The sequence below is a fragment of the Runella limosa DSM 17973 genome (assembly GCF_000482465.1).
GTDB classification, from domain to species: Bacteria; Bacteroidota; Bacteroidia; order Cytophagales; family Spirosomataceae; genus Runella; species Runella limosa.
Map to the genome: position 1 here is coordinate 120,197 of NZ_KI519428.1, position 25,720 is coordinate 145,916.

General features: G+C 44.0%; 21 protein-coding genes. 13 read left to right on the top strand and 8 right to left on the bottom strand.

Annotated features, from left to right (window positions below; translation table 11 throughout):
* Positions 1 to 4: 4 nt before the first annotated feature.
* The 5 genes from nuoD to K339_RS0128000 all read right to left on the bottom strand — a co-directional run bounded on the left by nuoD (position 5) and on the right by K339_RS0128000 (position 5,031).
* On the bottom strand, positions 5 to 1,237 hold the full coding sequence (gene nuoD / locus K339_RS0127980; protein WP_028526555.1) for an NADH dehydrogenase (quinone) subunit D: 1,233 nt from the start codon (positions 1,235 to 1,237) through the stop codon (positions 5 to 7).
* 18 nt (positions 1,238 to 1,255) lie between these two features.
* On the bottom strand, positions 1,256 to 1,759 hold the full coding sequence (locus K339_RS0127985) for an NADH-quinone oxidoreductase subunit C (RefSeq protein ID WP_028526556.1): 504 nt from the start codon (positions 1,757 to 1,759) through the stop codon (positions 1,256 to 1,258).
* A 24-nt stretch (positions 1,760 to 1,783) separates the two neighbouring features.
* Positions 1,784 to 2,329, bottom strand: a complete 546-nt coding sequence (locus K339_RS0127990; RefSeq protein ID WP_028526557.1) for an NADH-quinone oxidoreductase subunit B — start codon at positions 2,327 to 2,329, stop codon at positions 1,784 to 1,786.
* Positions 2,330 to 2,348: 19 nt separating this feature from the next.
* Positions 2,349 to 2,723, bottom strand: a complete 375-nt coding sequence (locus K339_RS0127995; protein WP_157607765.1) for an NADH-quinone oxidoreductase subunit A — start codon at positions 2,721 to 2,723, stop codon at positions 2,349 to 2,351.
* Between the two features lie 142 nt (positions 2,724 to 2,865).
* On the bottom strand, positions 2,866 to 5,031 hold the full coding sequence (locus K339_RS0128000; protein WP_037302140.1) for a T9SS type A sorting domain-containing protein: 2,166 nt from the start codon (positions 5,029 to 5,031) through the stop codon (positions 2,866 to 2,868).
* A gap of 144 nt (positions 5,032 to 5,175) precedes the next feature.
* Here K339_RS0128000 and ffh point away from each other — a divergent pair, with 144 nt between their 5' ends.
* From ffh to K339_RS35085, 5 genes are all read left to right on the top strand, one after another.
* Positions 5,176 to 6,489 carry a signal recognition particle protein gene (ffh, locus tag K339_RS0128005; RefSeq protein WP_028526560.1) on the top strand — a complete coding sequence of 438 codons (1,314 nt, stop codon included), beginning with the start codon at positions 5,176 to 5,178 and terminating at the stop codon, positions 6,487 to 6,489.
* Positions 6,490 to 6,501: 12 nt separating this feature from the next.
* The gene (locus tag K339_RS0128010) at positions 6,502 to 6,990 is read left to right on the top strand and encodes a hypothetical protein (RefSeq protein ID WP_084332339.1); all 489 of its coding nucleotides are present in this window, start codon (positions 6,502 to 6,504) and stop codon (positions 6,988 to 6,990) included.
* Between the two features lie 6 nt (positions 6,991 to 6,996).
* On the top strand, positions 6,997 to 7,527 hold the full coding sequence (locus tag K339_RS0128015) for an NADH-quinone oxidoreductase subunit J family protein (RefSeq protein ID WP_028526562.1): 531 nt from the start codon (positions 6,997 to 6,999) through the stop codon (positions 7,525 to 7,527).
* A 46-nt stretch (positions 7,528 to 7,573) separates the two neighbouring features.
* Complete coding sequence (locus tag K339_RS0128020; protein WP_028526563.1) at positions 7,574 to 8,482, top strand: S66 peptidase family protein; 909 nt, start codon at positions 7,574 to 7,576, stop codon at positions 8,480 to 8,482.
* Positions 8,483 to 8,553: 71 nt separating this feature from the next.
* Entirely contained in the window at positions 8,554 to 11,676 is a 3,123-nt protein-coding gene (locus K339_RS35085; protein WP_157607766.1) for a ligand-binding sensor domain-containing protein, read from the top strand.
* Between the two features lie 37 nt (positions 11,677 to 11,713).
* Here the strand turns inward: K339_RS35085 and K339_RS0128030 are convergent, their stop codons facing one another.
* Positions 11,714 to 13,483: an AMP-dependent synthetase/ligase gene (locus K339_RS0128030; RefSeq protein ID WP_028526564.1), complete on the bottom strand. Its 1,770-nt coding sequence runs from the start codon at positions 13,481 to 13,483 to the stop codon at positions 11,714 to 11,716.
* Positions 13,484 to 13,590: 107 nt separating this feature from the next.
* Here K339_RS0128030 and pbfA point away from each other — a divergent pair, with 107 nt between their 5' ends.
* Positions 13,591 to 14,952 (top strand): (R)-1-hydroxy-2-aminoethylphosphonate ammonia-lyase, encoded by a 1,362-nt coding sequence (gene pbfA, locus K339_RS0128035; RefSeq protein ID WP_028526565.1) that lies wholly within the window; start codon positions 13,591 to 13,593, stop codon positions 14,950 to 14,952.
* Here the strand turns inward: pbfA and K339_RS0128040 are convergent.
* A complete protein-coding gene (locus K339_RS0128040) occupies positions 14,946 to 15,635 on the bottom strand; it encodes an arylesterase (RefSeq protein WP_037302086.1) in 690 nt (229 codons plus the stop codon). The genes pbfA and K339_RS0128040 overlap by 7 nt on opposite strands.
* A gap of 116 nt (positions 15,636 to 15,751) precedes the next feature.
* On the opposite strand from K339_RS0128040, the gene K339_RS0128045 reads away from it, so the two are divergent.
* The 3 genes from K339_RS0128045 to tnpA all read left to right on the top strand — a co-directional run bounded on the left by K339_RS0128045 (position 15,752) and on the right by tnpA (position 19,763).
* Positions 15,752 to 16,420, top strand: a complete 669-nt coding sequence (locus tag K339_RS0128045; RefSeq protein ID WP_028526567.1) for an ABC transporter ATP-binding protein — start codon at positions 15,752 to 15,754, stop codon at positions 16,418 to 16,420.
* A gap of 13 nt (positions 16,421 to 16,433) precedes the next feature.
* On the top strand, positions 16,434 to 18,968 hold the full coding sequence (locus K339_RS0128050) for an ABC transporter permease (protein WP_028526568.1): 2,535 nt from the start codon (positions 16,434 to 16,436) through the stop codon (positions 18,966 to 18,968).
* Between the two features lie 330 nt (positions 18,969 to 19,298).
* Entirely contained in the window at positions 19,299 to 19,763 is a 465-nt protein-coding gene (gene tnpA, locus K339_RS0128055; protein WP_028526569.1) for an IS200/IS605 family transposase, read from the top strand.
* 273 nt (positions 19,764 to 20,036) lie between these two features.
* Here the strand turns inward: tnpA and K339_RS0128060 are convergent, their stop codons facing one another.
* The gene (locus K339_RS0128060; protein WP_028526570.1) at positions 20,037 to 21,419 is read right to left on the bottom strand and encodes an FAD-binding oxidoreductase; all 1,383 of its coding nucleotides are present in this window, start codon (positions 21,417 to 21,419) and stop codon (positions 20,037 to 20,039) included.
* A gap of 180 nt (positions 21,420 to 21,599) precedes the next feature.
* Here K339_RS0128060 and K339_RS0128065 point away from each other — a divergent pair, with 180 nt between their 5' ends.
* The 4 genes from K339_RS0128065 (at position 21,600) to garD (ending at position 25,585) form a co-directional block, all read left to right on the top strand.
* Positions 21,600 to 23,039 (top strand): GntP family permease, encoded by a 1,440-nt coding sequence (locus tag K339_RS0128065; protein ID WP_028526571.1) that lies wholly within the window; start codon positions 21,600 to 21,602, stop codon positions 23,037 to 23,039.
* 70 nt (positions 23,040 to 23,109) lie between these two features.
* Positions 23,110 to 23,415 (top strand): DUF6922 domain-containing protein, encoded by a 306-nt coding sequence (locus K339_RS0128070; RefSeq protein WP_037302087.1) that lies wholly within the window; start codon positions 23,110 to 23,112, stop codon positions 23,413 to 23,415.
* A 2-nt stretch (positions 23,416 to 23,417) separates the two neighbouring features.
* Positions 23,418 to 24,044, top strand: a complete 627-nt coding sequence (locus K339_RS0128075; RefSeq protein WP_028526573.1) for a nucleotidyl transferase AbiEii/AbiGii toxin family protein — start codon at positions 23,418 to 23,420, stop codon at positions 24,042 to 24,044.
* The gene (gene garD, locus K339_RS0128080; protein WP_028526574.1) at positions 24,044 to 25,585 is read left to right on the top strand and encodes a galactarate dehydratase; all 1,542 of its coding nucleotides are present in this window, start codon (positions 24,044 to 24,046) and stop codon (positions 25,583 to 25,585) included. The genes K339_RS0128075 and garD overlap by 1 nt, the downstream gene beginning before the upstream one ends.
* Positions 25,586 to 25,720: the final 135 nt, after the last annotated feature.

Genomic DNA, 25,720 nt, shown 5'->3' on the forward strand with positions numbered 1-25,720 from the left:
TCGATTAAGCATCCAACTCACCCGCAATTACGTTAAGACTACTCATGGTCACGATAGCATCTGAGATAGTGCTACCAACGCACATTTCAGGATAAGCCTGATAATAAATAAAACATGGACGACGGAAGTGCAAACGGTAAGGAGTACGTCCACCATCGCTGATTAAGTAGAAGCCTAGTTCTCCGTTTCCACCTTCAACAGCATGATAGACCTCACCAACGGGAGCGTCGATTTCACCCATCACAATTTTGAAGTGGTAGATGAGCGCTTCCATGCTACGATATACTTCTTGCTTTGGAGGCAAATAGTACTCGGGAGCATCGGCATAATGAGGGCCTTCGGGAAGGTTTTTCAACGCCTGTTCAATAATGCGAAGGCTTTGCCAGATTTCCTCGTCACGAACCATGAAGCGGTCGTAAGTATCGCCATGTTGTCCAACTGGAATGTCAAATTCAAAATCTTCGTACGAAGAATAAGGATTCATCACCCGAACGTCGTAGTCAACCCCAGCGGCACGAAGGTTAGGTCCTGTAAAACCATAACTCATGGCACGTTCGGCAGAAATAGCTCCAACCCCAACGGTGCGATCCATAAAAATACGGTTACGGTTAAACAACCGTTGAAATTCTCTATAAATAGGCGGGAAAGTTGTCAAGAACTCATTGATTTTCCGAATGGCTTCTTTCGACAAATCACGTTCCATACCACCTACGCGTCCCATATTGGTTGTGAGGCGGGCGCCGCACATTTCTTCGTAGATTTCGTAGATTTTTTCACGGTATTCGTAGATGTACAAAAAGCCCGTAAATGCTCCTGTGTCAACCCCCAAGATACCGTTACAAATGATGTGGTCGGCAATCCGCGCCAGCTCCATCATAATAACACGAATGTATTGGGCCCGTTTCGGAACCTCAACGCCGAGGAGTTTTTCAACCGTCATGTGCCATCCCATGTTATTGATAGGAGACGAGCAGTAGTTCATGCGGTCGGTGAGGGTCGTAATTTGGTAAAACGGACGACGCTCGGCAATTTTTTCAAAAGCGCGGTGAATATACCCGACTGTTTGTTCCCCAGCAATGATTTTTTCACCATCCATCGTCAACACGTTTTGGAAAATACCGTGTGTGGCGGGGTGGGTAGGGCCAAGGTTGAGGGTAGTCAGTTCATTGACGTATTGTACTGGTTCGTCTTTGACAAGAGTACCGCTATTTTTTTTGGCAATGTTAGCTTCGGTCATTTCTTGTTTTACTTAAAATTATCTTCCAAAAAGAGCATCAATTTTATCTTCACGAGTAGCGTCTTCCAACGGATATTCGCGGCGCATTGGGTGGTAATCCATTTCTTCCATGTTCAGGATACGAATCAGATTAGGGTGGCCATCGAAGATGATTCCGAAGAAGTCAAACGTTTCGCGTTCCATCCAATTGGCGCTTGCATATACTTCGGAGGCCGTTGGAATGTGCAAATCGGCTTCTGCCAAAAAGACTTTAATACGTACCCGAAAGTTGTGAATAAAACTGTGCAAGTGATATACCACACAGTATTCGGTGGCAGGGGTGGTGTCAGGAAAATGTACCCCAGTAATATCTGTTAGAAAGCCAATTTTAAATTCTGAGTGATTTTTGAGGTATTCGAGCATTGGAATAATCTGCTCACGCGTGGTAGTCAACGTGAGCAATCCAAATGGCTCTTCAAAATCATATACATCATCCCCAAATTTCTTGACGATTTCTTCTGCTACTGATTGATTGTTGAGCATAAGTCTCAATGATAAAATCGATGATTACTGAATGTTATACGATGCCAAAAGTGCTTGATACTCGGCACCATTACGACGGCGGAGTGATTCGTTGTGGGTAAGTTCACGTACTTGCATGATGCCTTCCAAAATTTGCTCAGGGCGAGGAGGGCAACCAGGTACATATACATCCACAGGAATGACGCGGTCGATACCCTGCAAAACGCTGTACGTATCGAAAACCCCACCACTTGAAGCACAAGCACCAATGGCAATGACCCAACGAGGTTCGGCCATTTGAAGGTAAACTTGTTTCAAGACAGGGGCCATTTTCTTAGCAATGGTTCCTGCAACCAGCAACATATCAGCTTGGCGAGGTGAGAAACTAGGACGCTCTGAACCAAAGCGAGCCAAGTCATAACGCGAAGCCATGGTGGACATAAACTCAATTCCGCAGCAAGACGTCGCAAACGGTAATGGCCACAACGAGTGGCTACGGGCCAAACCTACTACTTTATCAAACGAGGTAGCAAAGAAGCCCGAACCTTCGAATCCTTCAGGGGCTTCTACTATTTTTATATCAGTTGCCATAATTGATGGTTAATCGTTGTTATTTTTCCCAGTCTAAAACACCTTTGCGGATAATGTAGTAGAAGCCAGCCAAAAGCAAGCCCATGAATAAAATCATTTCTACAAATCCTAGCGAACCTAATTTTTGGAAATTGACCGCCCAAGGGTACATAAAAATAACCTCCACGTCAAACAAGACGAAAAGAATAGCTACTAGAAAATACTTGATGGAAATAGGAGTACGCGCATCTCCTTTTGATTCGATACCACATTCAAAAGCTTCGTCTTTACGCTCGCTGTTTCGCTTTGGACCAATAGAGTGCGTTACTATCATGGTCACCACGATGAAGGCCAATGCCAAGCCTAGTTGAATGAGGATAGGTAGGTAGTCTGAAGGTAAATAATTCATTCGTATGGGGATTGGTTAATGCAGATTAACTTAATACTCAAAATTAGGAATGTCCGTTAAGTAAACCAAATGTTAGGGCTTTGGTTTTTGAACGGCGCTGTAAAATTAATAAGAAAGGCTTCTGTACACCACAGAAGCCCCGAAAATATCAATAATCTATAATAATTCGTCGTGAATCGTTGAGGGTGGTGGACGAAACTTTGAAAATATATTCTCCATCTGGGAGGTGAGATAAATCCACTACTTTGCGGACGTCCAACACGGGAAGTTTCTCACGGTAAACCACTTGACCCGAAATGTGGGCGACGGTTATCTGCACATTTGTCAGGTCTTGGAAGGTTTCAATCGCAATTTTTCCGTGACGGCTTGGATTTGGATAAATTATCAAGCCTTCTTCCTCACCAGCAGGGCGAACGGTTATTTCTGAAGAAAAAGGAGATACACAAGTACGTGAACTCCCGCCCGTCGATGATACAAACGTCACCCGCGAACGGGCACTAAATGCACCAATGGATGTTGTTTTAATGGCAGATTGTTTGTTGGGCAATGCTCTGCTACCTTGTTGCCAATCCCAAGAAATGGTCGAAACCTTTGAGTCTGTAAACGAATAAATCGTCGAATCGACCGCCGCTTGCACACTGTATGGCCCCGATTGGATGACTGTTGGAGCTTTTACACTGATTGTTTTGATGGTCACTGGAGCAGAGTTAGCCGAAGAACAACCGTAAATATTTGAAATCTTAGCGGTATATTGACCTGGATTTTTTACTGAAATAGTTCTGCCTTCAAATGAATTGCTCCAAGTAACGGTATTAACAGAGGAGACATTGACGGAAAGCGCGATGGTTGAGTCAGCACAAATTACTTGTTCGCCACTTGGGGTAATGGTTGGAACGGGTGGTTCAACGTTTTCGGTTACTGTGATGGGCGCAGTGAGGTAGGTATTTCCAGCGTTATCTTTCATAGTCACTTGGTAGGTACCTGCCCCTTTTACCGTAATAGTTTGGGTAGTTTCACCAGTACTCCACAAGTAAGAAGAGAAGCCATTAGGCGCTTTTGCATTAAAACTAACAGCAGGGGTATTGCAGCTGATAGAAATGGGTAAAACGGTTCGTGCCATAACGGGCACGACTGTCGCAAAAAAGCTCGGAGGGAGGGAATTATCCCACGCTCGGGCTACATCCACCAAGCCTTGGCCTTGAAAGTGGACATTATCGTCTTCGCCGTTTACGGGGTTTTTGGAAGGACGTGGTACTTGAATATTATCGGTGAAAGGCCCACCGTAACATTTGTTAAATGGAATATTAATGACGGCTGTTTGGGCGTCGATCACATCTTGTGACACAAACGAGGAGGTATTGAAGGCGTAGCGAGAAGTGCGTGACAACACCCAAGGAAGTGAAGATAACACTTCTCCTTGCTCTATGCGAGCAACGTTTACTAAGCCTTGTAGTGAATTTTGGTAAGCTGCTTTTGTTACACGGGCGGCGGCATCGTTTTCTCCTTGTAACCATAAAACAGCCCGTAATCCTAAGATAGAACCATAATACTGGAGCGATGCTTTGAGGTTAGCATAAGGCATACCAGGTGGTAAGAATACGCCTGGTACTCGGCTTTCAACGGGCTTGCCGTTGGCGGCATCTAACCAGTTTTGGGTAGAAGTGTCAAACCAAGAGGCGTTCATGAACATCACTGGTACATTTAGCTTTCTGACGAGCAAGTCGCCTAATGCACCCCAGCACCAAGCGCTGCGTCCACGAGGGCCAATGACCATATTGGCGGTAAGTTGGGCAAAAGATAGGGTTGGATTATTTGTCTTGTCCGAATTTTGATTATCCCAAGTGACGGCATTGACGCGGTCATCTCCAGCGGCGGGGCCTCCAAAATCGAAGAAGCCTTGGGCGTTGGATTGGCCTGCAATCAAAAATACTTCCCCAACACCTACCCGACTGATGGCGTCACGCCCTATTTGGTTAGGGCCATAAAATCCCCTTACTTCTAGGGTGTACCAACCTCCTCGGCCTGTCAAAGTACCTAAAAACGTACCTCCACTGGGATTTGATTGAATGGTAGTCCAGTCAGTGGCTTGTCCTTGTCCTGCGAGCACAGGAACTAGCCGTGCTTCGATGCGGTCAACCGCTTGGGTATAGTAGCCGCCAATAGAGATAACTGCTTGGTTGGCGTTGTTACGCTGAAAAATGGCTCTTTCGACGGGAAAAGTAATTTTGACTTGGGCCATCAACGTACCTACTGTCATAAACACAATCAGTAACACATTCAGCCAGCGCCAGTAAGTAGTTGTTCTTCTCTGCATAATCATGACGGACGTTTCGATTTTTAAGTTTTTTGCGGCGCAAATTTAAAATTATCGCACTACTTTTCACACTGCTATTCAAAGTTATTATGGTTTCCAGACTTGTTTCACTAAATTTGTGGCCTCATTTTATTTGCGTTTACTATGTTTGAAAGCTTACAGGATAAATTAAACAAAGCCATTCGAACCCTCAAGGGGAAAGACAGAATTACGGATATTAACGTAGCCGCCACGATTAAAGAGGTGCGCCGCGCCTTGGTGGACGCCGACGTTAACTTCAAAGTTGCCAAAGAAATTACGGACAGAATTAAAGATAAAGCCCTCGATCAGAAGATTTTGATTGCGGTTGAGCCTGGGCAAATGTTCGTAAAAATCGTCCATGAAGAGTTGACTGAATTGATGGGTGGACATGCCGAAGGTATTAATACCAAAGGTGATCCTGCCGTAATTTTGATTGCAGGTCTTCAAGGTTCGGGTAAAACAACGTTTTCGGGTAAATTGGCCAGCTTACTCAAGCGCCAAGGGCGTCAGGTGTTGTTGGCGGCCTGTGATATTTACCGTCCTGCGGCGATTGACCAGCTGAAAGTGCTTGGTGAGCAAATTGGTGTAGAAGTATTTGCCGAGCCAGAAAATAAAAATGCAGTAGAAATTGCTCAAAACGCCATTGCCCACGCCAAAAAGTCGGGCAAGAAAATTGTGATTGTTGATACAGCAGGTCGTTTGGCCGTTGACGAGGTCATGATGCGTGAGGTTGAAAATATCAAAGCAGCCCTAAAACCGTCAGAAATTTTGTTCGTCGTTGACTCAATGACTGGGCAAGATGCAGTAAATACGGCTAAAACGTTCAACGAGCGTTTGAACTTTGACGGGGTTGTACTTACCAAATTAGATGGTGATGCCCGTGGGGGAGCGGCGCTTTCAATTCGCCAAATTGTAGATAAACCGATTAAGTTTATCTCAACGGGCGAAAAAATGGAAGCCCTCGATAGTTTCCACCCCGATCGTATGGCCAGCCGTATTTTGGGAATGGGAGACGTACTTTCGTTGGTAGAACGTGCTCAACAAGCCTTTGATGAAGACGAAGCGAAGCGTTTGAACGCTAAAATGCGTCAAAATAAGTTCGATTTCAACGACTTTTTGGGGCAATTACAGCAAATCAAAAAGATGGGTAACGTCAAAGATTTGTTGGGGATGATCCCAGGTATGGGAAGTGCCGTGAAAGATATGGATATTGACAATGATTCTTTCAAACCGATTGAGGCCATCATTCAGTCAATGACTCCGAAAGAACGCGAAAACCCAGATATGATTGACAATAGCCGTAAGAAACGCATTGCTACAGGTAGTGGTACATCTTTACAGCAAGTAAATAATCTTTTGAAGCAATTTGACGAAATGCGCAAAATGATGAAAAAGATGAATACAATGGAAAAAATGGGTAAACTTAAAATGAGATAAAACCATTTTCAAATGTTTTTAACGCAGAACCAATCATTAAACCCCGCTCGGACTTTGCTCCGAACGGGGCTTTTTTTAAGCTTATTCTTGGGAATGGCCCAGGTGAAGGCCCAGTCGGTAGGGTACTACCCTTGGAATGGCCTGATTTCGGTGAGTACAAATCCTGACAAGGTTTTTTGGCTGGATGCTCGCCTACAAACCAACACGCTGTTTGGAAGTCTTAGTACGGAGGTGTTGCCTTTGTTTAATTTTAAAAAAACAAGCGCCGCTCAATTTTATGCAGGTGGCGGTGTACGGTTTAATTTTATTGGGGTGTTGGCCAACCAAACAAAAAATGTGGTGGAAGGCTATTCGCTCAATATCGGAACGCGCGTCTCGCCTTTTAAAACAGTGCCTCAAGTAAAAATTGCTTTAGAAATTGCCCCTTACGTCGAGCGAAAGTTTGAGTCAGGGATTCTAAAAAGTAACTTTGGGCTGATTTACACCTTTGGAAAAAAATAGAGGAGGATGGAAGAAATTGCATTTTATGGCTTTTCAGCACTTGCAGTGGGGGCAGCACTTACTGTGCTTTTTACCCGCAATGTGATGTATGCCGCCTTGAGTTTGTTTATTACTTTATTGGGGGTTGCGGCGCTGTTTGTCTTGGCAGGCGCTGATTTTTTGGCAGTGGCTCAGTTACTTATTTACGTAGGTGGGGTTTTAATACTGCTCTTGTTTGGGGTCATGCTGACGCACCGAGCCGACCGAACGGATAGCCAACAGGCCAATATTGTCTTAACGACCCACGTAAACCATTTTTGGGGAACGGTGGTGGCGTTGGCCATATTTGGTGGTTTATTCTGGTTGATTGTTCATGCCAATTTCCTAATTCTACACGGCCCCGACGACGTGATTGACCCAGCCGTTAGAAGTACAACGCTACGTCAGTTTGGTATTCATCTAATGACAACCCACGTTTGGGCTTTTGAAGTAATCGGTATTTTGTTGCTCATGGCCCTGATTGGCGCTACCTATTTGGCCGTTAAGCGAGAAAAATAGGGAAATTAAAACATGATTTTTTGAAACTAAAGAAGCTAGACTTTACGTGATAAGACCATCATTTTTACAAGCTGGAGACCGAGTCGGGGTATTGGCAATGGCCAGTAAAGTTTCGTACCCATCATTGGCAGAGGGGTTGCGGATTTTGCGAGAAGACTGGGGGCTTGAGGTTGTTGAAGGGCAAACGCTTTACAGTCAATATAACCAGTTTGCAGGAACCGACGAAGAGCGACGCCGAGACTTACAACAGATGCTTGATGACCCGAGTATCAAGGCTATTTTTTCGGCAAGAGGTGGTTATGGTAGTTCAAAAATTATTGATACCCTTCGTTTTCAAAAATTTAAAAAATCACCTAAATGGCTGGTAGGTTTTAGCGATATTACGGCCATACATTGCCACTTGCATCGCCTTGATTTTGAGAGTTTGCACGCTACCATGCCTAAGTTATTTGGCCAAGAAGGTGCTGAAAATGCGCTTGAATCGCTGCGTAAAGCACTTTGGGGGGAGCCACTTGCGTATGTCGTGCCTGCCCATCCATACAACCGTACGGGCAAAGCAGCGGCAACAATAGTGGGTGGTAATTTATGCCTTTTAGCGCATTTGTTGGGGTCGCGTTCTGAAATAGATACACGCGGTAAAATTTTATTTATCGAAGACGTAGAAGAATACTATTACAACCTCGATCGCATGATGGTGCAATTGAAACGAGCACGTAAATTGGATCAGTTGGCGGGCATCGTTGTGGGGCAATTTACCGACCTCAAAGACAACGAATCTGCTTCTTTTGGTAAAAATCACCTCGAAATTATCAGTGAATACGTACAAGAATTTGATTATCCAGTCGCCTTTGATTTTCCCGTTGGGCACGTCCCTGATAACCGTGCTATGGTAGTCGGACGACATGCGCTGCTGGAAGTGACGCCCGAAAATACTCGCTTGCGTTTTGACTCCTAAGTATATTTTTCTGTAACTTGCCTTATCTCTGCCTTTTGACAGAGGAAGTTATGGCCTAAACTCCCAGGTAAGTGTACAGATTATTCCTCTTCTTTTTAGGAATTCAGTTGGTAAGCCGATGCTTGTTTGCGCAGGATTATCGGGTGGAGCATATTGGGGTAGAGAAAGGGCTATCACAAGGCTCGCCTTATCACATGCTCAAAGACTCACGGGGTTTTATGTGGTTTGGTACGCAAGATGGTTTGAATCGTTACGACGGACATTCGTTTAAGGTATATAAACCCGACCCAAACAACCCTTTCACGCTTCATGGGGTAAATATTGCGGGCATTGTCGAAGATCGCCGTGGGAATATTTGGTTAGGTACTGAGGAGGGCTTGAATTGTTATGAACGTTCGACGGAGCATTTTACCCTCATTGTTGACAAAAAACATGCTGGTATCAAAAAACGAACCGCTCCGTTTTATGCCGATGAAGACGAGCTTTGGTATATCAGAGAAGGCGAGGGGATGTTGGCTTATCATTTCAAGACCAAAACCCATCGGGTGATTGCGCCAGAGGTATTTATTTCTCAGGATTTTGACTACATTGATTGGACCACGCGAACGCCTGCGGGGGATGTTTGGATGGTGGGTGACAAAGGGGTGGTGAGGTATAATATCAAAGAAAAAAAATACCATTATTATTTTAGCCAATCTCCCAAAAACGAACTCGGAACCCCACTTAATATCATTTGTTTGTACGTAGATGCCAAAAATACGGTTTGGCTGGGGTCGTTGAACGGTGTTATTCGTATTGACAATACCTATACAACTTTTCAGTTTTTTGATAAGTCGGCAGAAGGACAGCCGATTGGGGCAGTGTATAGCATTGCTGAAGGCATCAACCAAAAATTGTGGATTGGAACCCAACGAAACGGTTTTTGGATTTTGAATCCCACCAAATTGACCCTGCAACCTTTGTCGTTGCCATTGGTAACACCCAGGAAATTAGACAATTACGAAATTACCCGTATTTACGTTGACAGCAGAGGAATTATTTGGGCGAACGTTGACCCCGATGGGCTTTTAAAAGTGATTCCGAATGCTTCTGTTTTGCGAAAAGTAACCGATAGCCCCGATTCGCCAGATGAAAGGCGTTTGGATAATTTTTCGGTTCGGTGTTTTGCCCAAAGCCCCGATGGAAACGTGTGGGTGGGCACCGAAGGTAGTCTAAACGTGTATCAACCCAAAAATCGCACCATCATCAAGCGATACCTGACGAAGGCTGCCATGCCAACCATTCCTTCGCTTAATTTTATAAAGTCGCTGCTTCGGGATAGTCATAATCGGATGTGGTTGGGCACGTACGGTGGCATCATGTATTTTGACCCAAAGGCCGAGAAATTTACCCTCTTTCAGTTCGATAAAAACCCTTCCCGAAACAACTATACACGAAACATTACGGAACTTTCTGACAGCTTATTTTTACTTGGAACTCCGCAAGGCCCGTGGATTTTTAATGTCCAAAAGGCAACTTTTTCGCGTCCACCCATGCTGAAAAATCGAAATGTGTTTTCGGTATTTCAATCCAAAGATAGTACGATTTGGGTGTCGTCTTATTTTGATGGATTGTACGGGTTTCGTTACCGAAATAACCAATGGAAACAAGTGTATTATGGAATGAAGTATTTCAATATCAACGTAATACGGGAAGATACAGTCCGTGGTCAGTTATGGGTTGGAACGGAGAAAGGGCTGCTCGAACTGAATCCAAAAAATAGGGTTTATCGCTTTTATAACGACCGCAATGGCCTAGCCAATTCGTATATTTATGGGATAATTATCGACAAAAAAAGGGACTTGTGGCTCAGTACAAATCACGGTATTTCGCACTTTGATCAACAAACAAACCAGTTCCGAAATTTTGATGTAGCTGATGGCATTCAGGGATACGAGTATAACGGGAATGCGTTTTTGGAGACCAATGAGGGAGAGATATTTTTTGGTGGGGTAAAAGGTTTTAACAGTTTTTATCCCGAACGAATGCGGAAATTATCCTTTAAGCCTAGTGTTCATTTGTACAATTTCAGTGTAAATGAAGCCGCCTACCCGTTGGAAAAACAAATCAACGAAACCGATGCAGTTTCTTTACCTTATTCCCAGAATACTTTTTCGTTGGAATTTGCGGCCATTGACTTTTACAGTAATGGCCGAAATGAATACAAATATAGGCTGGAGGGACAAGATAATGACTGGGTGCGCAGTGGTAGCAAAAACTATGTGCGGTATGCTAACCTCGCACCAGGCCGATACGTTTTTCGAGTGATGGCTTCCAACCGTGACGGGCTGTGGAGTGATGATGAAAAGAAGCTTTTTATTCGGATACAGCCTCCGTTTTGGCAAACGTGGTGGTTTTATTTTGTTTGTACGGGTTTGTTTGGTTATGTGGCTTTTGTGGCAGGGAAAAATCGACTGGTTCGTTTGAAAGAAAAAGAACAAGAACGACTGCGTATTGCTTTGGATGCGCAAGAACAAGAACGTAAACAAATAGCCCAAGACCTGCACGATGAGGTGGGAGCACGACTCGCAACGCTCAAACTTTATGCGTCCACGATGACAAAATATTTGTCTAAAAAGCCTGAAAGCCAAGAGATAAAGGCTAAAACGCTGGAGATAATCAATGACTCTATTGTGGACATTCGACGGATGCTGCGCGAGCTAAGTCCGAGGGTATTGGAACAATACGGCTATGCAGCGGCTATTGAAGAATTGGTTCGCAAAATCAGCCAATCGGGCATAGTAAGTGTGGAAATGGATGCGTCTCGTCTGCCCGAACGTTTACCTACCGAAATCGAAACAGGTTTGTACCGAATCACCCAAGAGTTAATGAACAATAGCCTGAAACACGCTGATTGTAAGAAGATTACTATTCGTGCGCATCAAGATGAAGATGTTATTCATTTTGATTATTTTGACGATGGCAAAGGATTTGATTATGCCAAGGCAAAACAAGGGCTTGGCATTGGGAATATCGAATCGAGGGTGGCCGTTTTGCGGGGGCACATTGTATGGACGCCAAAAGTAGGGGAGGGCAATGCCGTGTTTATTCAAATCCCTACGACCTTAAAACGCCCCGAATTATCGCTTCTGGACGTAAAACAAGTCATTGAATCACTTCGGAAATGGCTAGCGTCTTTTAGAGAAATCCAGTAAAGCGAATGATTTGTACTTATATGGTTGTTAAAATATCCTAATCAAACAACCCCGCAATTTCTGCTTTGTATTTTTCCTGAATTATACGGCGCTTGGGTTTGAGGGTGGGGGTTAGTTCTCCATTTTCAACCGAAAGAGGGCTTGACAATAAGTGGTATTTTTTGATGCGTTCGTATGGAGCTAATTCCCGATTCTCGTTTTCAATTTCCGCGCGAAGTTTGGCCACTACTTTTTCATTTTTGATGATTTCTTCGTCGCTGGTGTAGGTGATGTTTTCGACCCGACAAAATTCTTTGATGGCTTCAAACGACGGGACAATCAAGGCAGCGGCGTATTTTTGACCATCGCCCATGACCACCGCTTGTTCGACAAAAAACGATTCTTTGAGTTTGGCTTCAACGGCTTGAGGAGCCACGTATTTTCCTGCAGAAGTTTTGAAAATCTCTTTTTTACGGTCGGTGATTTTTAAAAAACGGCCATCAATCCATTCGCCAATGTCACCCGTATGAAACCAGCCATTCGCGTCAATTACTTCGGCCGTGAGCTCTGGTTTTAAGTAATAACCTTTCATGACATTGGGACCCTTGACCAAAATTTCTCCATCGTTGGCCAATTTTACTTCTACGCCGTCAATCACCAGTCCTACCGTTCCGATGCGAACTTCGGGCTGAGGAAAAAGCCGATTAAACGAAATAACGGGCGAGGTTTCAGTCAGACCATATCCCTCGCAAACGGGAATACCTGCGGCCCAAAACACCCTTGCAATGCGCGGAGGCGTGGCGGCTGCCCCTGCTACAATCATTTCTATTTTCCCCCCTAGCCCTTCTTGCCATTTGCTAAAAACCAGTTTACGGGCTAATTTTAGTTGTGCATTGTACAAAAATCCCATGGACTTATTTGGGTCATACTTCAAACCTAAATCAAGCGCCCAAAGAAATATATTTCGCTGAATGCGAGGTTGTTCATAACCTTTGGCGATAATTTTGTCATACACTTTTTCCAACAAACGCGGCACAGTAGAAAGCACCGTTGGGCGCACTTCTTTGAGATTTTCGGCAATGGTAGCAACGTTTTCGGCATAGTAAATTGAAATTCCCGAGCGTAAATACACGTATTGTACCATGCGCTCAAAGACGTGATTGAGGGGTAAAAAACTCAACGCTCGCGCCTCAGTACCGAACGCAATCAATTTACACCCTTCAATGACGTTGCTGATGAGATTTTGGTGGGTGAGCATTACCCCTTTCGGGTTGCCCGTTGTGCCTGAGGTGTAAATAATACTCAAAAGGTCGTCTGGTTGGACATTGGCTTTGCGTCTATCCAGTTCGCTTCGGTGGTCTTCGTTGGCTTGGGCTTGTACGTCCAGCCAATTTTTAGCACTTTTTACGGTATCAAAGGTGTACATTTCCTCGATGCTAGGCGCAGTGGCCACAATGTCAAGGAGTTTGCGAAAAAGGCTGGCATCGCCTACAAACACCAATTTTACATCCGATTCATGAAAAATAAATTGAAAATCGTCGAGCGTCAGGGTAGGATAAATGGGCACCGAAATGGCTCCTATTTGTTGGATGGCAAAATCCAAAATATTCCACTCGGGGCGACCATCAGAAACGATGGCAATTCGGTCGCCAACGTTTATCCCTAAGCTGATGAGCCCCAAACTCATTTCGTCAATCTGTTGAAGAATATCTCCTGCCGAAAAAGTCAGCCATTCGCCCTTACGTTTACAGGCTAGGACATTGGCTTTGTTTTGAGGTCGAACGGCGTACTCAAGAATGTCGAATATACGACTAGTAGAAGATAGCATAGCGGTAAAATCGGGTTTAGCTGAGTAAAATAAAAAAGAAGCAACCAATGTTGCAAAAAGAAACAGCTTATATTTGGAAATGCAACCCTTACTAAACCTTTATATTGATGTCAAAAAACACCATTTCTGAAGACCAAGGCGATATTAATAGCTCCCAACAACGCCAATTATTTTACGAAAAGCTCGATGAACAAACGCACTTTTGGCTAGAAGAAGATGCCAAATATTTTTTACACCAAGCGCTTTCTACACCCGTAATGAACGTTTTGTCTCGAACGGAAGGGGCATATATTTATGATTTGAGTGGTAAAAGATACTTGGACATGCACGGGAATGGCGTTCACAATGCAGGTTTCAACAACCCCCAAGTCGTGGAAGCAATGATGCGACAGATGCAGGAAGCCTTGGCTTTTACGCCGCGTCGTTATACCAATATTCCTGCCATACAATTGGCCAAAAAACTAACTGAAATTACGCCCGCAGGACTCGACAGGGTTCTTTTTTGTCCAGGAGGCTCCGAAGCCATTGAAATGGCCGTGATGTTGGCAAAACAAATTACGGGAAAATGGAAAACCATCTCTTTTTGGGATGCTTACCACGGAACGGGGTATCAGGCGGCAAGTGTAAGCGGACAAGCGCATTTTACAAAAGGGAATGGCCCTATGGTGCCAGGGGCGCTACACGTTGAGTTTCCCAATTACTACCGAAATCCGTGGAATTGGACCGACCAAGATGCCATCGACGAAGAATATTTACGACAAATCAAACTTCTAATTCGCAACGAGCCTGACATTGCGGCCATCGTGGCCGAACCAATTTCCTCAACGCCCGTTGTTCCTTCTAAAAATTATTGGCAAGAAGTGCGTAACCTGTGTGACAGTGAGGGTATTTTCTTGATTTTTGACGAAATTATTGAAGGCTTTGGGCGTACGGGTAAAATGTTTGCCAGCGAGCATTTTGTTACACCCGACGTGTTGGTGTTGGGTAAATCATTGGGAGGAGGAATGTTACCGTTTGCGGGAATCGTCACCAAATCGGCCTACAACACCTTGCAACACCTGTCTATTGGGCATTTTACCCACGAAAAAAATCCGTTGTGCGCAGCCGCTGGTTTGGCCGAAATTGAGTATATCGAAGAACACAATTTAGTCAATAATGCCGCCGAAAAAGGTGAGTATTTGATGGCGTCATTTCGGGCAATGCAAGAAAAATACCCTATTATCGGGAATGTCGCGGGCAGAGGGTTTCACATTGGTATTGACCTAGTAAAAGACCCAAAAACCAAAGAGCGAGCTTACGAAGCCGCCGAACGCATCATGTACCGCTGCATGGAGCGGGGCTTGGCTTTCAAAACCATCGAAGGTAATGTGATTACCCTGCGTCCGTCGCTTATTTTGACCCAAGACCAGTGCGATTTTATCCTTGAAACCATCGAAGCCGCCATTCGGCTGGAGCAAGTGGGTTATTGACCAAGCATGGGTTGCAATACCTCCCAAACATTCTGAGCCACGATTTTCGCCCCAGCTTCGTTGGGGTGAATACCATCTTTTTGGTTAAGTTTGACTTCTCCACCTACTTTTTCGAGTAAGAAAGGAATCAATCCAACGTTGTTCTTTTTGGCCAATTCGGGATAAATCACTTTAAACTCTTCGCCGTATTTTTTACCCATGCTCGGAGGTACTTGCATTCCTGCCAAAATAATTTTTGCTTCTGGATATTTTGCCTTCACTTTATCAATCATCGCTTGGAGATTTTTACGCGTTTCAGTCACAGGAATACCGCGTAGTCCATCGTTGCCACCTAATTCTAAAATGAAAATATCGACTTTGTTTTTTAACACCCAATCCAAACGACTGTTTCCGCCCGAAGTGGTTTCGCCGCTCAAACCCGCATTCACAATTTTATAGGGTAATTTTAAAGAATCTATGCGGTTTTGGAGCACAGAAGGGTACGCTTGTGCAGGTTCGAGTCCATAACCAGCCGTGAGGCTATTGCCAAAAATTAGGATGTTTTTTACTTCCTTTTGGGAAACAGCAACCGTTGTCGTGTCGGTAGTTTTTGATTGCTTAGTGCTTGTTTTCTCGCTCGTGTTGCAGGCCAGAAGTATCAGGGCAGAAAAATAAAGTGATAAACGCGAAACTATTTTAAGCATATTGTATTTTGATTAGGAAACCATCGAAACATAAACCCACGCAACGCCGCATAAGTTTCTGACAAAGAAAGTATTCCTACTGTACGAAGCAGTAGCGTTGTGTGAAACCTAATAATATGGCAAATATACTGCAACTTGAACACGTAGCGAAGGTATATCGCAGCGGAAACCGTGAACTCAAGGTACTTGATGATATTAATTTTTCGATAGAGGCGGGGGCTACCCTCTCCATCGTAGGCCCATCTGGGAGTGGAAAAACCACGTTGTTGGGGCTGTGTGCGGGCCTAGATCGTGCTACATCGGGAAGTGTCGAACTAAACGGAATCCGCCTTAACAACCTTAATGAAGACCAACTCGCCGATGTTCGTAATCGGTACGTCGGCTTTATTTTTCAAAACTTTCAGCTGTTACCTACCCTCACGGCGCTCGAAAATGTCATGGTTCCCCTCGAACTTCGAGGAGAAAAGAATATTAAAAGTCGGGCGATGGATTTGTTGGATAAAGTTGGGTTGGCCGAACGGGGGCATCACTATCCTACACAACTCAGCGGTGGCGAACAACAGCGGGTATCGTTGGCAAGGGCGTTTTCTAACCAGCCTCAAATTTTGTTTGCCGACGAACCTACGGGCAATCTCGACGCCGAAACAAGTGAGAAGGTTGAGAAGCTACTATTTGACCTCAACAAAGAAGCAGGCACGACGTTGATTCTGGTGACGCACAACTTAGAATTGGCCGCAAAAACACAGCGTGTTATCCGAATTAAAGGGGGGAAAGTAAATGGTTAATCAGAAACAAAGCATGAATAAAAATATCAGTTGGCTTTTAAAAATGGCTTGGCGCGATAGTCGGCGAAATTATTCGAGATTGTTGCTGTTTGTTTCCTCCATCGTTTTGGGCATTGCGGCGTTAGTGGCCATTTATTCGTTGGGGTATAATTTGCGCGAAAATATTGACAGTCAGGCGGCTGAATTATTAGGGGCGGACTTGGAATTATCCGATAATCAGCCCCCAAATGATAAAATGCTGGCCTTGATGGATTCGCTAAAAGGGCAAAAGTCGAAGGAAATGAGTTTTGCTTCGATGGTTTATTTTCCCAAAAACAGCGGAACACGTTTGGCACAAATTCGGGCTTTAGAAGGCGATTTTCCTTACTACGGAACCCTTGAAACTGAACCACTCACTGCCGAAAAAGACTTTCGTACCCAACAAGCCGCCTTGGTTGACCAAACCTTAATGCTGCAATACCAAGCCCAAGTAGGAGATTCTATCAAAGTGGGTGAAAGCACGTTTAAAATTGCGGGAATACTTAAAAAAGCCCCAGGTCAAACTGGAATTGCAGCTACTGTTGCCCCGTCAGTGTATATTCCGATGGCGTTTTTGGAACAAACTAAATTGGCACAAAAAGGGAGTCGGATTGTATATCGTTACTATTACAAATTCGCTCCAAAGACCAATGTCGAGGCTTTAGTAAAGAAAATTGAACCAAAGCTCGAAACCGAAAATTACAATTTCCGAACCGTAGAAAGTCAAAAGGAAGACACAGGTCGCTCGTTTCGCGATTTGACCCGATTTTTGAGTTTGGTGGGGTTCATTGCGTTGCTGTTGGGTTGTGTGGGAGTCGCGAGTGCGATACACATTTATATCCGTGAAAAAATCAATTCCATTGCCATTCTTCGTTGTTTGGGGGTAAAAGCGTCGCAGGCATTTTTGATTTACCTCATTCAAATTTCGGGGATTGGCCTGTTGGGTTCTATATTAGGAGCAGCATTGGGAGCAGGGATTCAGCAATTTTTACCCCTCGTTCTTAAAGACTTTTTACCCTTTGAATTAGCCACCTCGGTTTCATTTACGGCAATCGGCCAAGGGGTGCTATTAGGCGTAATTATTTCCAACTTGTTTGCGCTTTTATCGCTTATTTCAATTCGTAAAATTTCGCCTCTCAATGTGTTACGGGCATCGTACGAGCAATCGGGCTTGGGTAAGGACCCACTCAAATGGCTGGTGTATGCGTTGATATTGGCATTTGTGTTTGGCTTTACCTGGCTGCAAATGAAGCGTTGGACTGATGCCGTGGCATTTACAGCGGGTGTCACTTTTGCGTTTTTACTTTTACTTGGAATGGCTACACTTTTGATGTGGCTAGTCCGCCGATTTTTTCCTTCTTCGTGGAGCTACTTGAGTCGGCAGGGATTGGCCAATTTGTACCGCCCCAATAACCAAACCGCTATTTTAATGGTATCGATTGGCCTTGGTACCATGTTTATTTGTACCCTTTTGTTTGTCCAAAACTTGTTACTTGATCGAATCAAGCTATCAACCGATGGGGATCAGCCTAATATGGTGCTTTTTGATATTCAAACGCCTCAAAAACAGGCGATAACGGAGTTGGTTAAAAACCAAAAGCTGCCGATTTTGCAAGATGTTCCGATTGTTACGATGCGCTTGGAACAACTCAACGGACAAACTTCTACCGAAGCGCTGAAAGATACAACCAACAAGCGTTGGCGTGGATTGTTTAGTCGGGAATACCGCGTAACATTCCGTGATTCGCTCATTTCGACTGAGAAAATTGTGAAGGGAAAATGGGTGAGTGAAGTTAAAGATATGGGCCTACCCGTACCTATTTCGTTGGAAGATGGCTACGCCGAACGCAATTCCATCAACCTCGGTGATACGCTTTTGTTTAATGTGCAAGGAATGATGCTCACTACCGTTGTGGCAAGTGTACGTGACGTGGATTGGGCAGGGGTACAAACCAATTTTTTGGTACTTTTTCCGAAAGGTATTCTGGAAGAAGCCCCACAATTCCACGTTTTACTTACCCACGTGCCCAATACGACGGTGTCGGCGCAGTTTCAGCAAACTATAGTGCGGCAGTTTCCCAACGTGTCGATGGTTGATTTAGGTTTGATATTGACGGTTTTAGACGATATTTCAACCAAAATTGGCTTTGTAATTCGTTTTATGGCAGGATTCAGCATTCTAACAGGGCTGATTGTGTTAATTGCTTCAGTGCTGATTTCCAAATACCAACGGATTCAAGAAAGTATTTTGCTGAGAACACTCGGCGCAAGTCGCCGCCAAATATTGATTATTACGGCGTTAGAATATTTATTTTTGGGGACATTAGCAGCCTTTACGGGAATTTTGTTGGCGCTAGCAGGTAGTTGGGCACTGGCTACATTAAGCTTTGAAATGACCTTCAGCCCCGTGCTTTGGCCTGTTGGAGTGGTGTTTTTGACGGTTACTTCATTGACAGTTTTTATTGGCCTTGCCAACAGCTGGGGCATTCTGTCTCGTTCTCCTTTGGAAGTGCTGAGACAGGACGTGTAGGTACAAAGGTTTTGTTTCTCCGAAATCTACATTGCTTCGGAGAAGCAAAACGTTTGTAGAATTAAAAATGAGGTAAACAGACGCAGGCTTCGGAGAAGCGCAACCTTTGTAATGAAGTGAGTCTCTGCTTCGGAGAAGCAAAACGTTTGTAGAATTAAAAATGAGGTAAACAGACGCAGGCTTCGGAGAAGCGCAACCTTTGTAATGAAGTGAGTCTCTGCTTCGGAGAAGCAAAACCTTTGTAGAACCTTTGTAAAATTGTAACAAAAGAGGTGAAAATACGTCCAAGCTTCGTAGAAGCGTAACATTTTTAATCAAAATGATAAAAATATGGCGGATGTCTTTTCACAAATATACCTTCATATCGTTTTTTCGCCCAAGCGGCGAGAAGCACTGATTCATCCTTCTTGGGAAGAACGACTGTATAAATACATAACAGGGGTTGTGCAAAATCGCGGGAATAAAATGTTAGCAATTGGCGGTATGCCCGACCATATTCACCTTTTTATTGGCCTGAAACCCGCTGAAAATGTTTCAGATTTGGTGAAAGAGATTAAAAATCAGACGAACACTTTTATCAATGGAGAAGGCTTGTGTCCCCACAAATTCGATTGGCAGAACGGTTATGGTATATTTTCGCATAGCCGCTCTCAACTAACCACGGTTTGTCAATACATTTTGAACCAAAAAGTACATCATCAAAAAAAGACCTTTCAAGCAGAGTTCCTTAAAATGTGTGAGGACTTCGGAATTGAAATTGGGAAAAAACAATTTTTTGATTGGGTCGGCGAATAATGGCTACAAACGTTTTGTTTCTCCGAAACCATTATGATGAATGTGTATGATTTTTATGGTTACAAACGTTTTGTTTCTCCGAAACCTGTATGATGAATGTGTATGATTTTTATGGTTACAAACGTTTTGTTTCTCCGAAACCTGTATGATGAATGTGTATGATTTTGATGGTTATAAACGTTTTGTTTCTCCGAAACCTACATTGCTTCGGAGAAGCCCAAACGTTTGTAGAAAGACAAATCCACGCTTCGGAGAAGCGCAACCTTCCTCAAATTAAACCACTTTCCCAGGGTTCAAAATGCCTTTGGGGTCGAGTGCTTGTTTTAGGGTACGCATAAGTGCTAGTTCCTCAGTTGTGCGGCTGAGGTGAAGCCACGGTTTTTTTTCAAGCCCGATACCGTGTTCGGCTGTAATCGAACCGCCAATTTTTTGAAGGGGTAGAAACACGATTTCTTCCACGCGGTGGCGGGTTTCGGGGGTGTTTTCTCCGCAGCTTACAAACAAGTGCAAATTCCCATCGCCCATGTGACCAAAGCTGTAAAAATGAACTTGTGGCCACACCACTTTGAGGTCGTGGACGACGGTGTGAATGTACGATTCCATATCAGTGATGGGCAAACTCACATCAAACAAAAAGACAGGTTGATGAACCTGAAACACAAAGTCCACTTTTTCGCGTATTCCCCAAAACCAGTCCAGCTCTTGTTGAGATTGGGCCAAAGTGGCGTCTTCGATAAGGCCAGTTTCGAGTGATTGTTCCAATAAATTTTGAAAATAAACTTCGTCTGCTTCTTGATGTTGGCCTAATGCTTCCATCAACACATAATAAGGGTAGTTTTGAGGAAGGGGAGGGATAAAACTAGAGGGAGCGGAGGTCATCAAACGGTAATAATCTTGCCAGATGATTTCGAAAGTAGTGAGTTTATTAGCTAATTCACGCTTGGTGGTTTGCAAAAATGCGATTGCTTTGTCGAAGCTGGAAAGGCCAATAAGCGCTGTATTTTTGCTTTTGGGTGCATCTTCTAATTTTAAAATGGCCTTGGTGACGATACCTAACGTTCCCTCTGAGCCAATAAAGAGGTGTTTGAGGTCATAGCCTGCGTTGTTTTTGAGCATTTTATTCATGGAAGAAATAACCGTACCGTCGGCCAAAACTACTTCCAAGCCCAAGACAAGCTGACGCATAACCCCGTAACGAATGGCTTGTAAGCCTCCAGCATTCGTTGAGATATTGCCGCCAATCATACAACTCCCTTTGGCTCCTAAGTCCAGCGGAAACAATAAACCTGCCTCTGCAACGGCTTTTTGCAAATCGTGCAAAATGACTCCCGCCTGAACGGTCACTGTTTTGTTTTGAAGGTCAATTTCCTCAATGACATTCATTCGTTCGAGACTCAGTGCAATGTCGTTGGGGGTAGTGGTCACGCCGCCGACCACGTTTGTTAAACCACCGTGAGGCACTACGGTTTGGCCGTGTTCATTACAAAGTCGAAGGATTCTAGCCACATCGTCGGTAGTAATGGGACGCGCTAATGCTTTGCACGAAAGGTTGTCGGTCGATAACCAACGGCTTGCGGGGCGTTCGGTGGCTTCGATTTGGGTTAAAATGGCGTCTTTTCCAACTGCTTGGATAAGGAGGTCAACAATTGAATTCATGAGGAAGGGTTGGTTTCGTGAATTTTTAAAGTAGAAACCCCAAATGTTTTTACTTACTATGGATATAAAAAAGAGGTTACGTTGACAACGTTCCCGATAACGATTGCGTGAAAAGATACAAATTATTCTTTGTATAATTTTATAAATGTTAGTAGTGTTGCTATCCTTAACTTAATTAATATGTTAGATCCTGTACTCATCTTGCTCGTAGGCGTTGTGATTGTCGTCGGAGGAATTATCGGTTTTAAATTGCATCCCTTTTTGGCACTTTTGTCGGCGGCGTTGGTGGTGGCATTGCTCACACCTGAGGCGGCGATTGAACAATTTTATTTGGCCAAAGGAATGTCTGCCGCAGAGGCGTTGAAACAAGCGCATAAAAGCGTAGGAGAACGCATTGCCACCGAATTTGGAAATACCTGCGCTAAAATAGGTATTTTGATAGCGATGGCAGCCATCATCGGAAAGTCGATGCTAGACAGCGGGGCGGCCGAAAAAATCATTCGTGCCATGCTAAAAGTAACAGGCGTAAAAAATGCGCCCGTTGGATTTATTCTGAGCAGTTTCTTTTTGACGATTCCCGTTTTTGTTGATACAGTTATCTTTTTAATGATGCCTTTGGCCAAAGCGATGGGAATGCGTTTGGGCAAAAACTATCTTTTGCTGGCGTTGTCGGTCATTGCTGGTGCTGTGATGGCCAACTCTTACGTTCCTCCATCGCCAGGGCCGTTATTTCTCATTGGTGCATTAAACGTCCCCATTGGATTAATGATGGTTTGCGGCACTTTGTTAGGGCTTTGTACCATCACAGTAGGTTACCTTATTGCGTTGTACCTCAATAAAAAATACAATATTCCCTTGCGTGATGCGCCCGATGCCCGTTTGGAGGACATCGCGGCCATTGCCAACAAAGACGACAAAGAACTCCCCGCTTTGGGATGGGCGCTGCTTCCTGCGGTTTTTCCATTGGTAACTATTTGTGTGCGCTCGGCGGTGGAGGCTTTTAAAATTCCACACGAAAATTTACCGCCTTTTAGTCAGGGATTTATGGATGTACTGATGTTTTGTGGAGATAAAAATATAGCGATTTTTATGGGTGCTTGTTTTGCACTTTACGTATTGGCAGGCCAGAAAAAAACAACCAAAGACAAACTGACTGCCTTTACCCAAACGGCTTTGATGAGTGGCGGAGGTATTATTTTGATTACAGCCGCAGGCGGTGCTTTTGGCGGAATGTTGCAGCAAACGGGTATTAGTCAGCGTATTGCCGACATGACCAAAGATTACCAAATGGCGTTGATTCCGTTGGCGTTTTTAATTACAGCCGTGGTGCGCACCGCCCAAGGTTCGGCCACGGTAGCGTTGATTACGGCTTCGGGCATTTTGGCAGGAATGGCCCAAAATGCCAATTTAGGATTTCACCCCGTTTATCTCTGTTTAGCGATTGGTAGCGGTGCAAAATTGATTCCTTGGATGAACGATGCAGGTTTTTGGATTATGTGTAAAACCTCAAATTTAACCGAACAAGAAGCCCTCAAAACCATTGCGCCTATGCAAAGTTTGATGGGGCTGGCAGGGGTAGTTTTGACAATGATAGCGGCTTGGGTATGGCCAATGGTGTAGGTGGACTATTGCTTTTCAAAAGGAAGATTTTATTTTTGACAGAAAAACAAACTATTTAAAGGAGTTAATTATGAATCTTGTTAGAAATAAGAGACCCAATATCTCAAAAAAAGCATTTTGGGATGTAGATTTTGAGAAAATAGACTTCGAAAAAAAAAGTGTTTTTGTAATTGATAAAGTGTTTAATTATGGAAGTTTTGATGAGCAAATTGAGATAATTAAATTCTATGGAGTTGAGCGTATTAAACATGATTTAGTACAAATATCTTATTTTAGAAAACCAGTCTTTGCTTTTGTGACAAGCTTCTTTAATTTAGATAAATCTTCATTTAAAGCCTATCAACGAAGGCAACAATCGGAACTTTGGAACTACTAGGTATGCTATATACAAATACTGTTGAAACGAAAACACTAGCCTTACTGAGGAGACTGATGGAGTTGCCTGCCTTGGAAAAGTTTGCACTTGTAGGTGGTACAAACTTGTCGTTACAGCTAGGGCATCGTTTGAGTGTAGATTTGGATTTATTTAGTAATCAGGATTTTATGAGTGAAGATATCATTCTAACATTGACTGAATACTTTCCAAGTTTTGAACTTATTTACAGGACTGAAAAATCATGTATGGGAATCATCGAGGGTGTTAAAGTAGATGTCATTTTACACAAGTATGATTATATAGAGCCCGTAAAAGAGATAGATGGTATTAGGCTTCTAGCTATTTCTGACATTATTCCAATGAAATTAAGTGCAATGGCACAAAGGGGAGCGAAAAAAGATTTTTGGGACATAGCCGAGTTACTTAATCACTATACGATTGCTGATATGCTGGAGCTTTTTGGTAAAAAATATAAAAACCACGATTATGGATACATCGTGCATTCGTTATATTATTTTGAAGATGCTGATAACCAAGAAGACCCAGTTGATTTAAAAGGAGTGGTGTGGGAGCAGATAAAAGAAAAAATTAAACGTGCTGCTAACGAATTTGTAAATAGAAAACTCTGATGCATAATACAGCAATCAAAACCGCCCCCAACGACAATGTAGCTATCGTAGCAACTCCAACGGGGCTGAAACGAGGGAGTATTGTGCTAGGCACAACTGTTTTAGTCGAGGAGATTCCGATGGGACATAAAGTGGCGCTCCAAACCCTTGAAATGGGCGATGAGGTACGACGTTACGGACAAGTGATTGGCTATGCCACCCGAACCATAGAAAAAGGAAGTTGGGTAAATGAGGGAAATATCAGCTTACCCGAACCTCCCAAATTGGATGCTATTGAATATAAGCCAGTTCGCCCGCCTGTTGAGGATGATGAGGAATTGAAAGCGCAATTAAGGAAGGCTTCGTTCATGGGCTATCGAAATGCTGATGGTAGTGTAGGTACAAAAAACGTACTGGCCATTACTACGAGCGTACAATGCGTGGCAGGTATCACCAATTTTATCGAAAATAAAATACGAAAAGAATTGCTGCCTTTGTATCCCAACGTCGATGATGTGGTGGCATTTAATCACAGTTATGGATGTGGCATTGCGATTGATGCTCCTGGGGCAATTGTACCGATTCGAACCATTAAAAACATTGCGCAAAATCCCAACTTTGGCGGCGAAGTGATGATTATTGGCCTTGGTTGTGAGAAACTTAGACCCGAAAAAATAGCACCCCCATTGGGGGAAGGGGGGCTTTCCATTCTCTACCTCCAAGATGAACGTTTTGAAGGTTTTTTCGAAATGGTGGACGGAATCATGGAGTTGGCAGAAACTCACCTTCAAAAACTCAACCAACGCCAACGTACCCGATGTTCGGTAGCCGATTTGGTGGTGGGGATGCAATGTGGTGGAAGCGATGCTTTTTCTGGCTTGACGGGCAACCCCGTGTCGGGTTTTGCCGCCGATTTGATTGTAAAAGCGGGAGGGACGGTTTTTTTCTCGGAAGTGACCGAAGTCCGCGATGCCATACATCTGTTGGTACCACGGGCAATGGATGAAACTGTTGCCCAAAAACTAAAAGACGAAATGGCTTGGTACGACAATTACCTCTACCAAGGCCAAGCCGACCGAAGTGCCAATACGACGCCAGGAAACAAAGGCGGTGGGCTAAGTAACATTGTCGAAAAAGCATTGGGTTCGGTCGCAAAATCGGGGACAAGTCCGATTGTGGATGTGGTTTCTCCTGGGGAAAAAGTACGTAAGAAAGGACTAAATTTTGTAGCAACGCCCGCCTCTGATTTCGCTTGCGGTACGCTGCAATTGGCCGCAGGAATGAATATGCACGTATTCATCACGGGGCGAGGCACGCCCTATGGCCTGAACATGGTGCCCGTGATAAAAGTGAGCTCTAACTCAAAACTCGCCAACCGTTGGCACGATTTGATTGATTTTGACGCGGGCCCTGTTGCTTTTGGCGAAAAAACGATTGAGGAAATGGGCTGGGAGTTGTTCCACTTGATTTTGGAAGTGGCGAGTGGAACCAAAAAAGTAGCGACCGATAAATTGGGCCTATACAATGACTTGGTTCTCTTTAACCCTGGACCTTTGACTTAGCCTGTCGTTGGAAAGTACCCATTCTCGTGCCGTTGGATACTCATATCCAACGCTTGAGGTTTCTCAAAACCTTGATTTTCGGTTTTGAGAAACCTTAACTTTCAGATTTGAGAATCTGAAAGCACTTAATGCCGT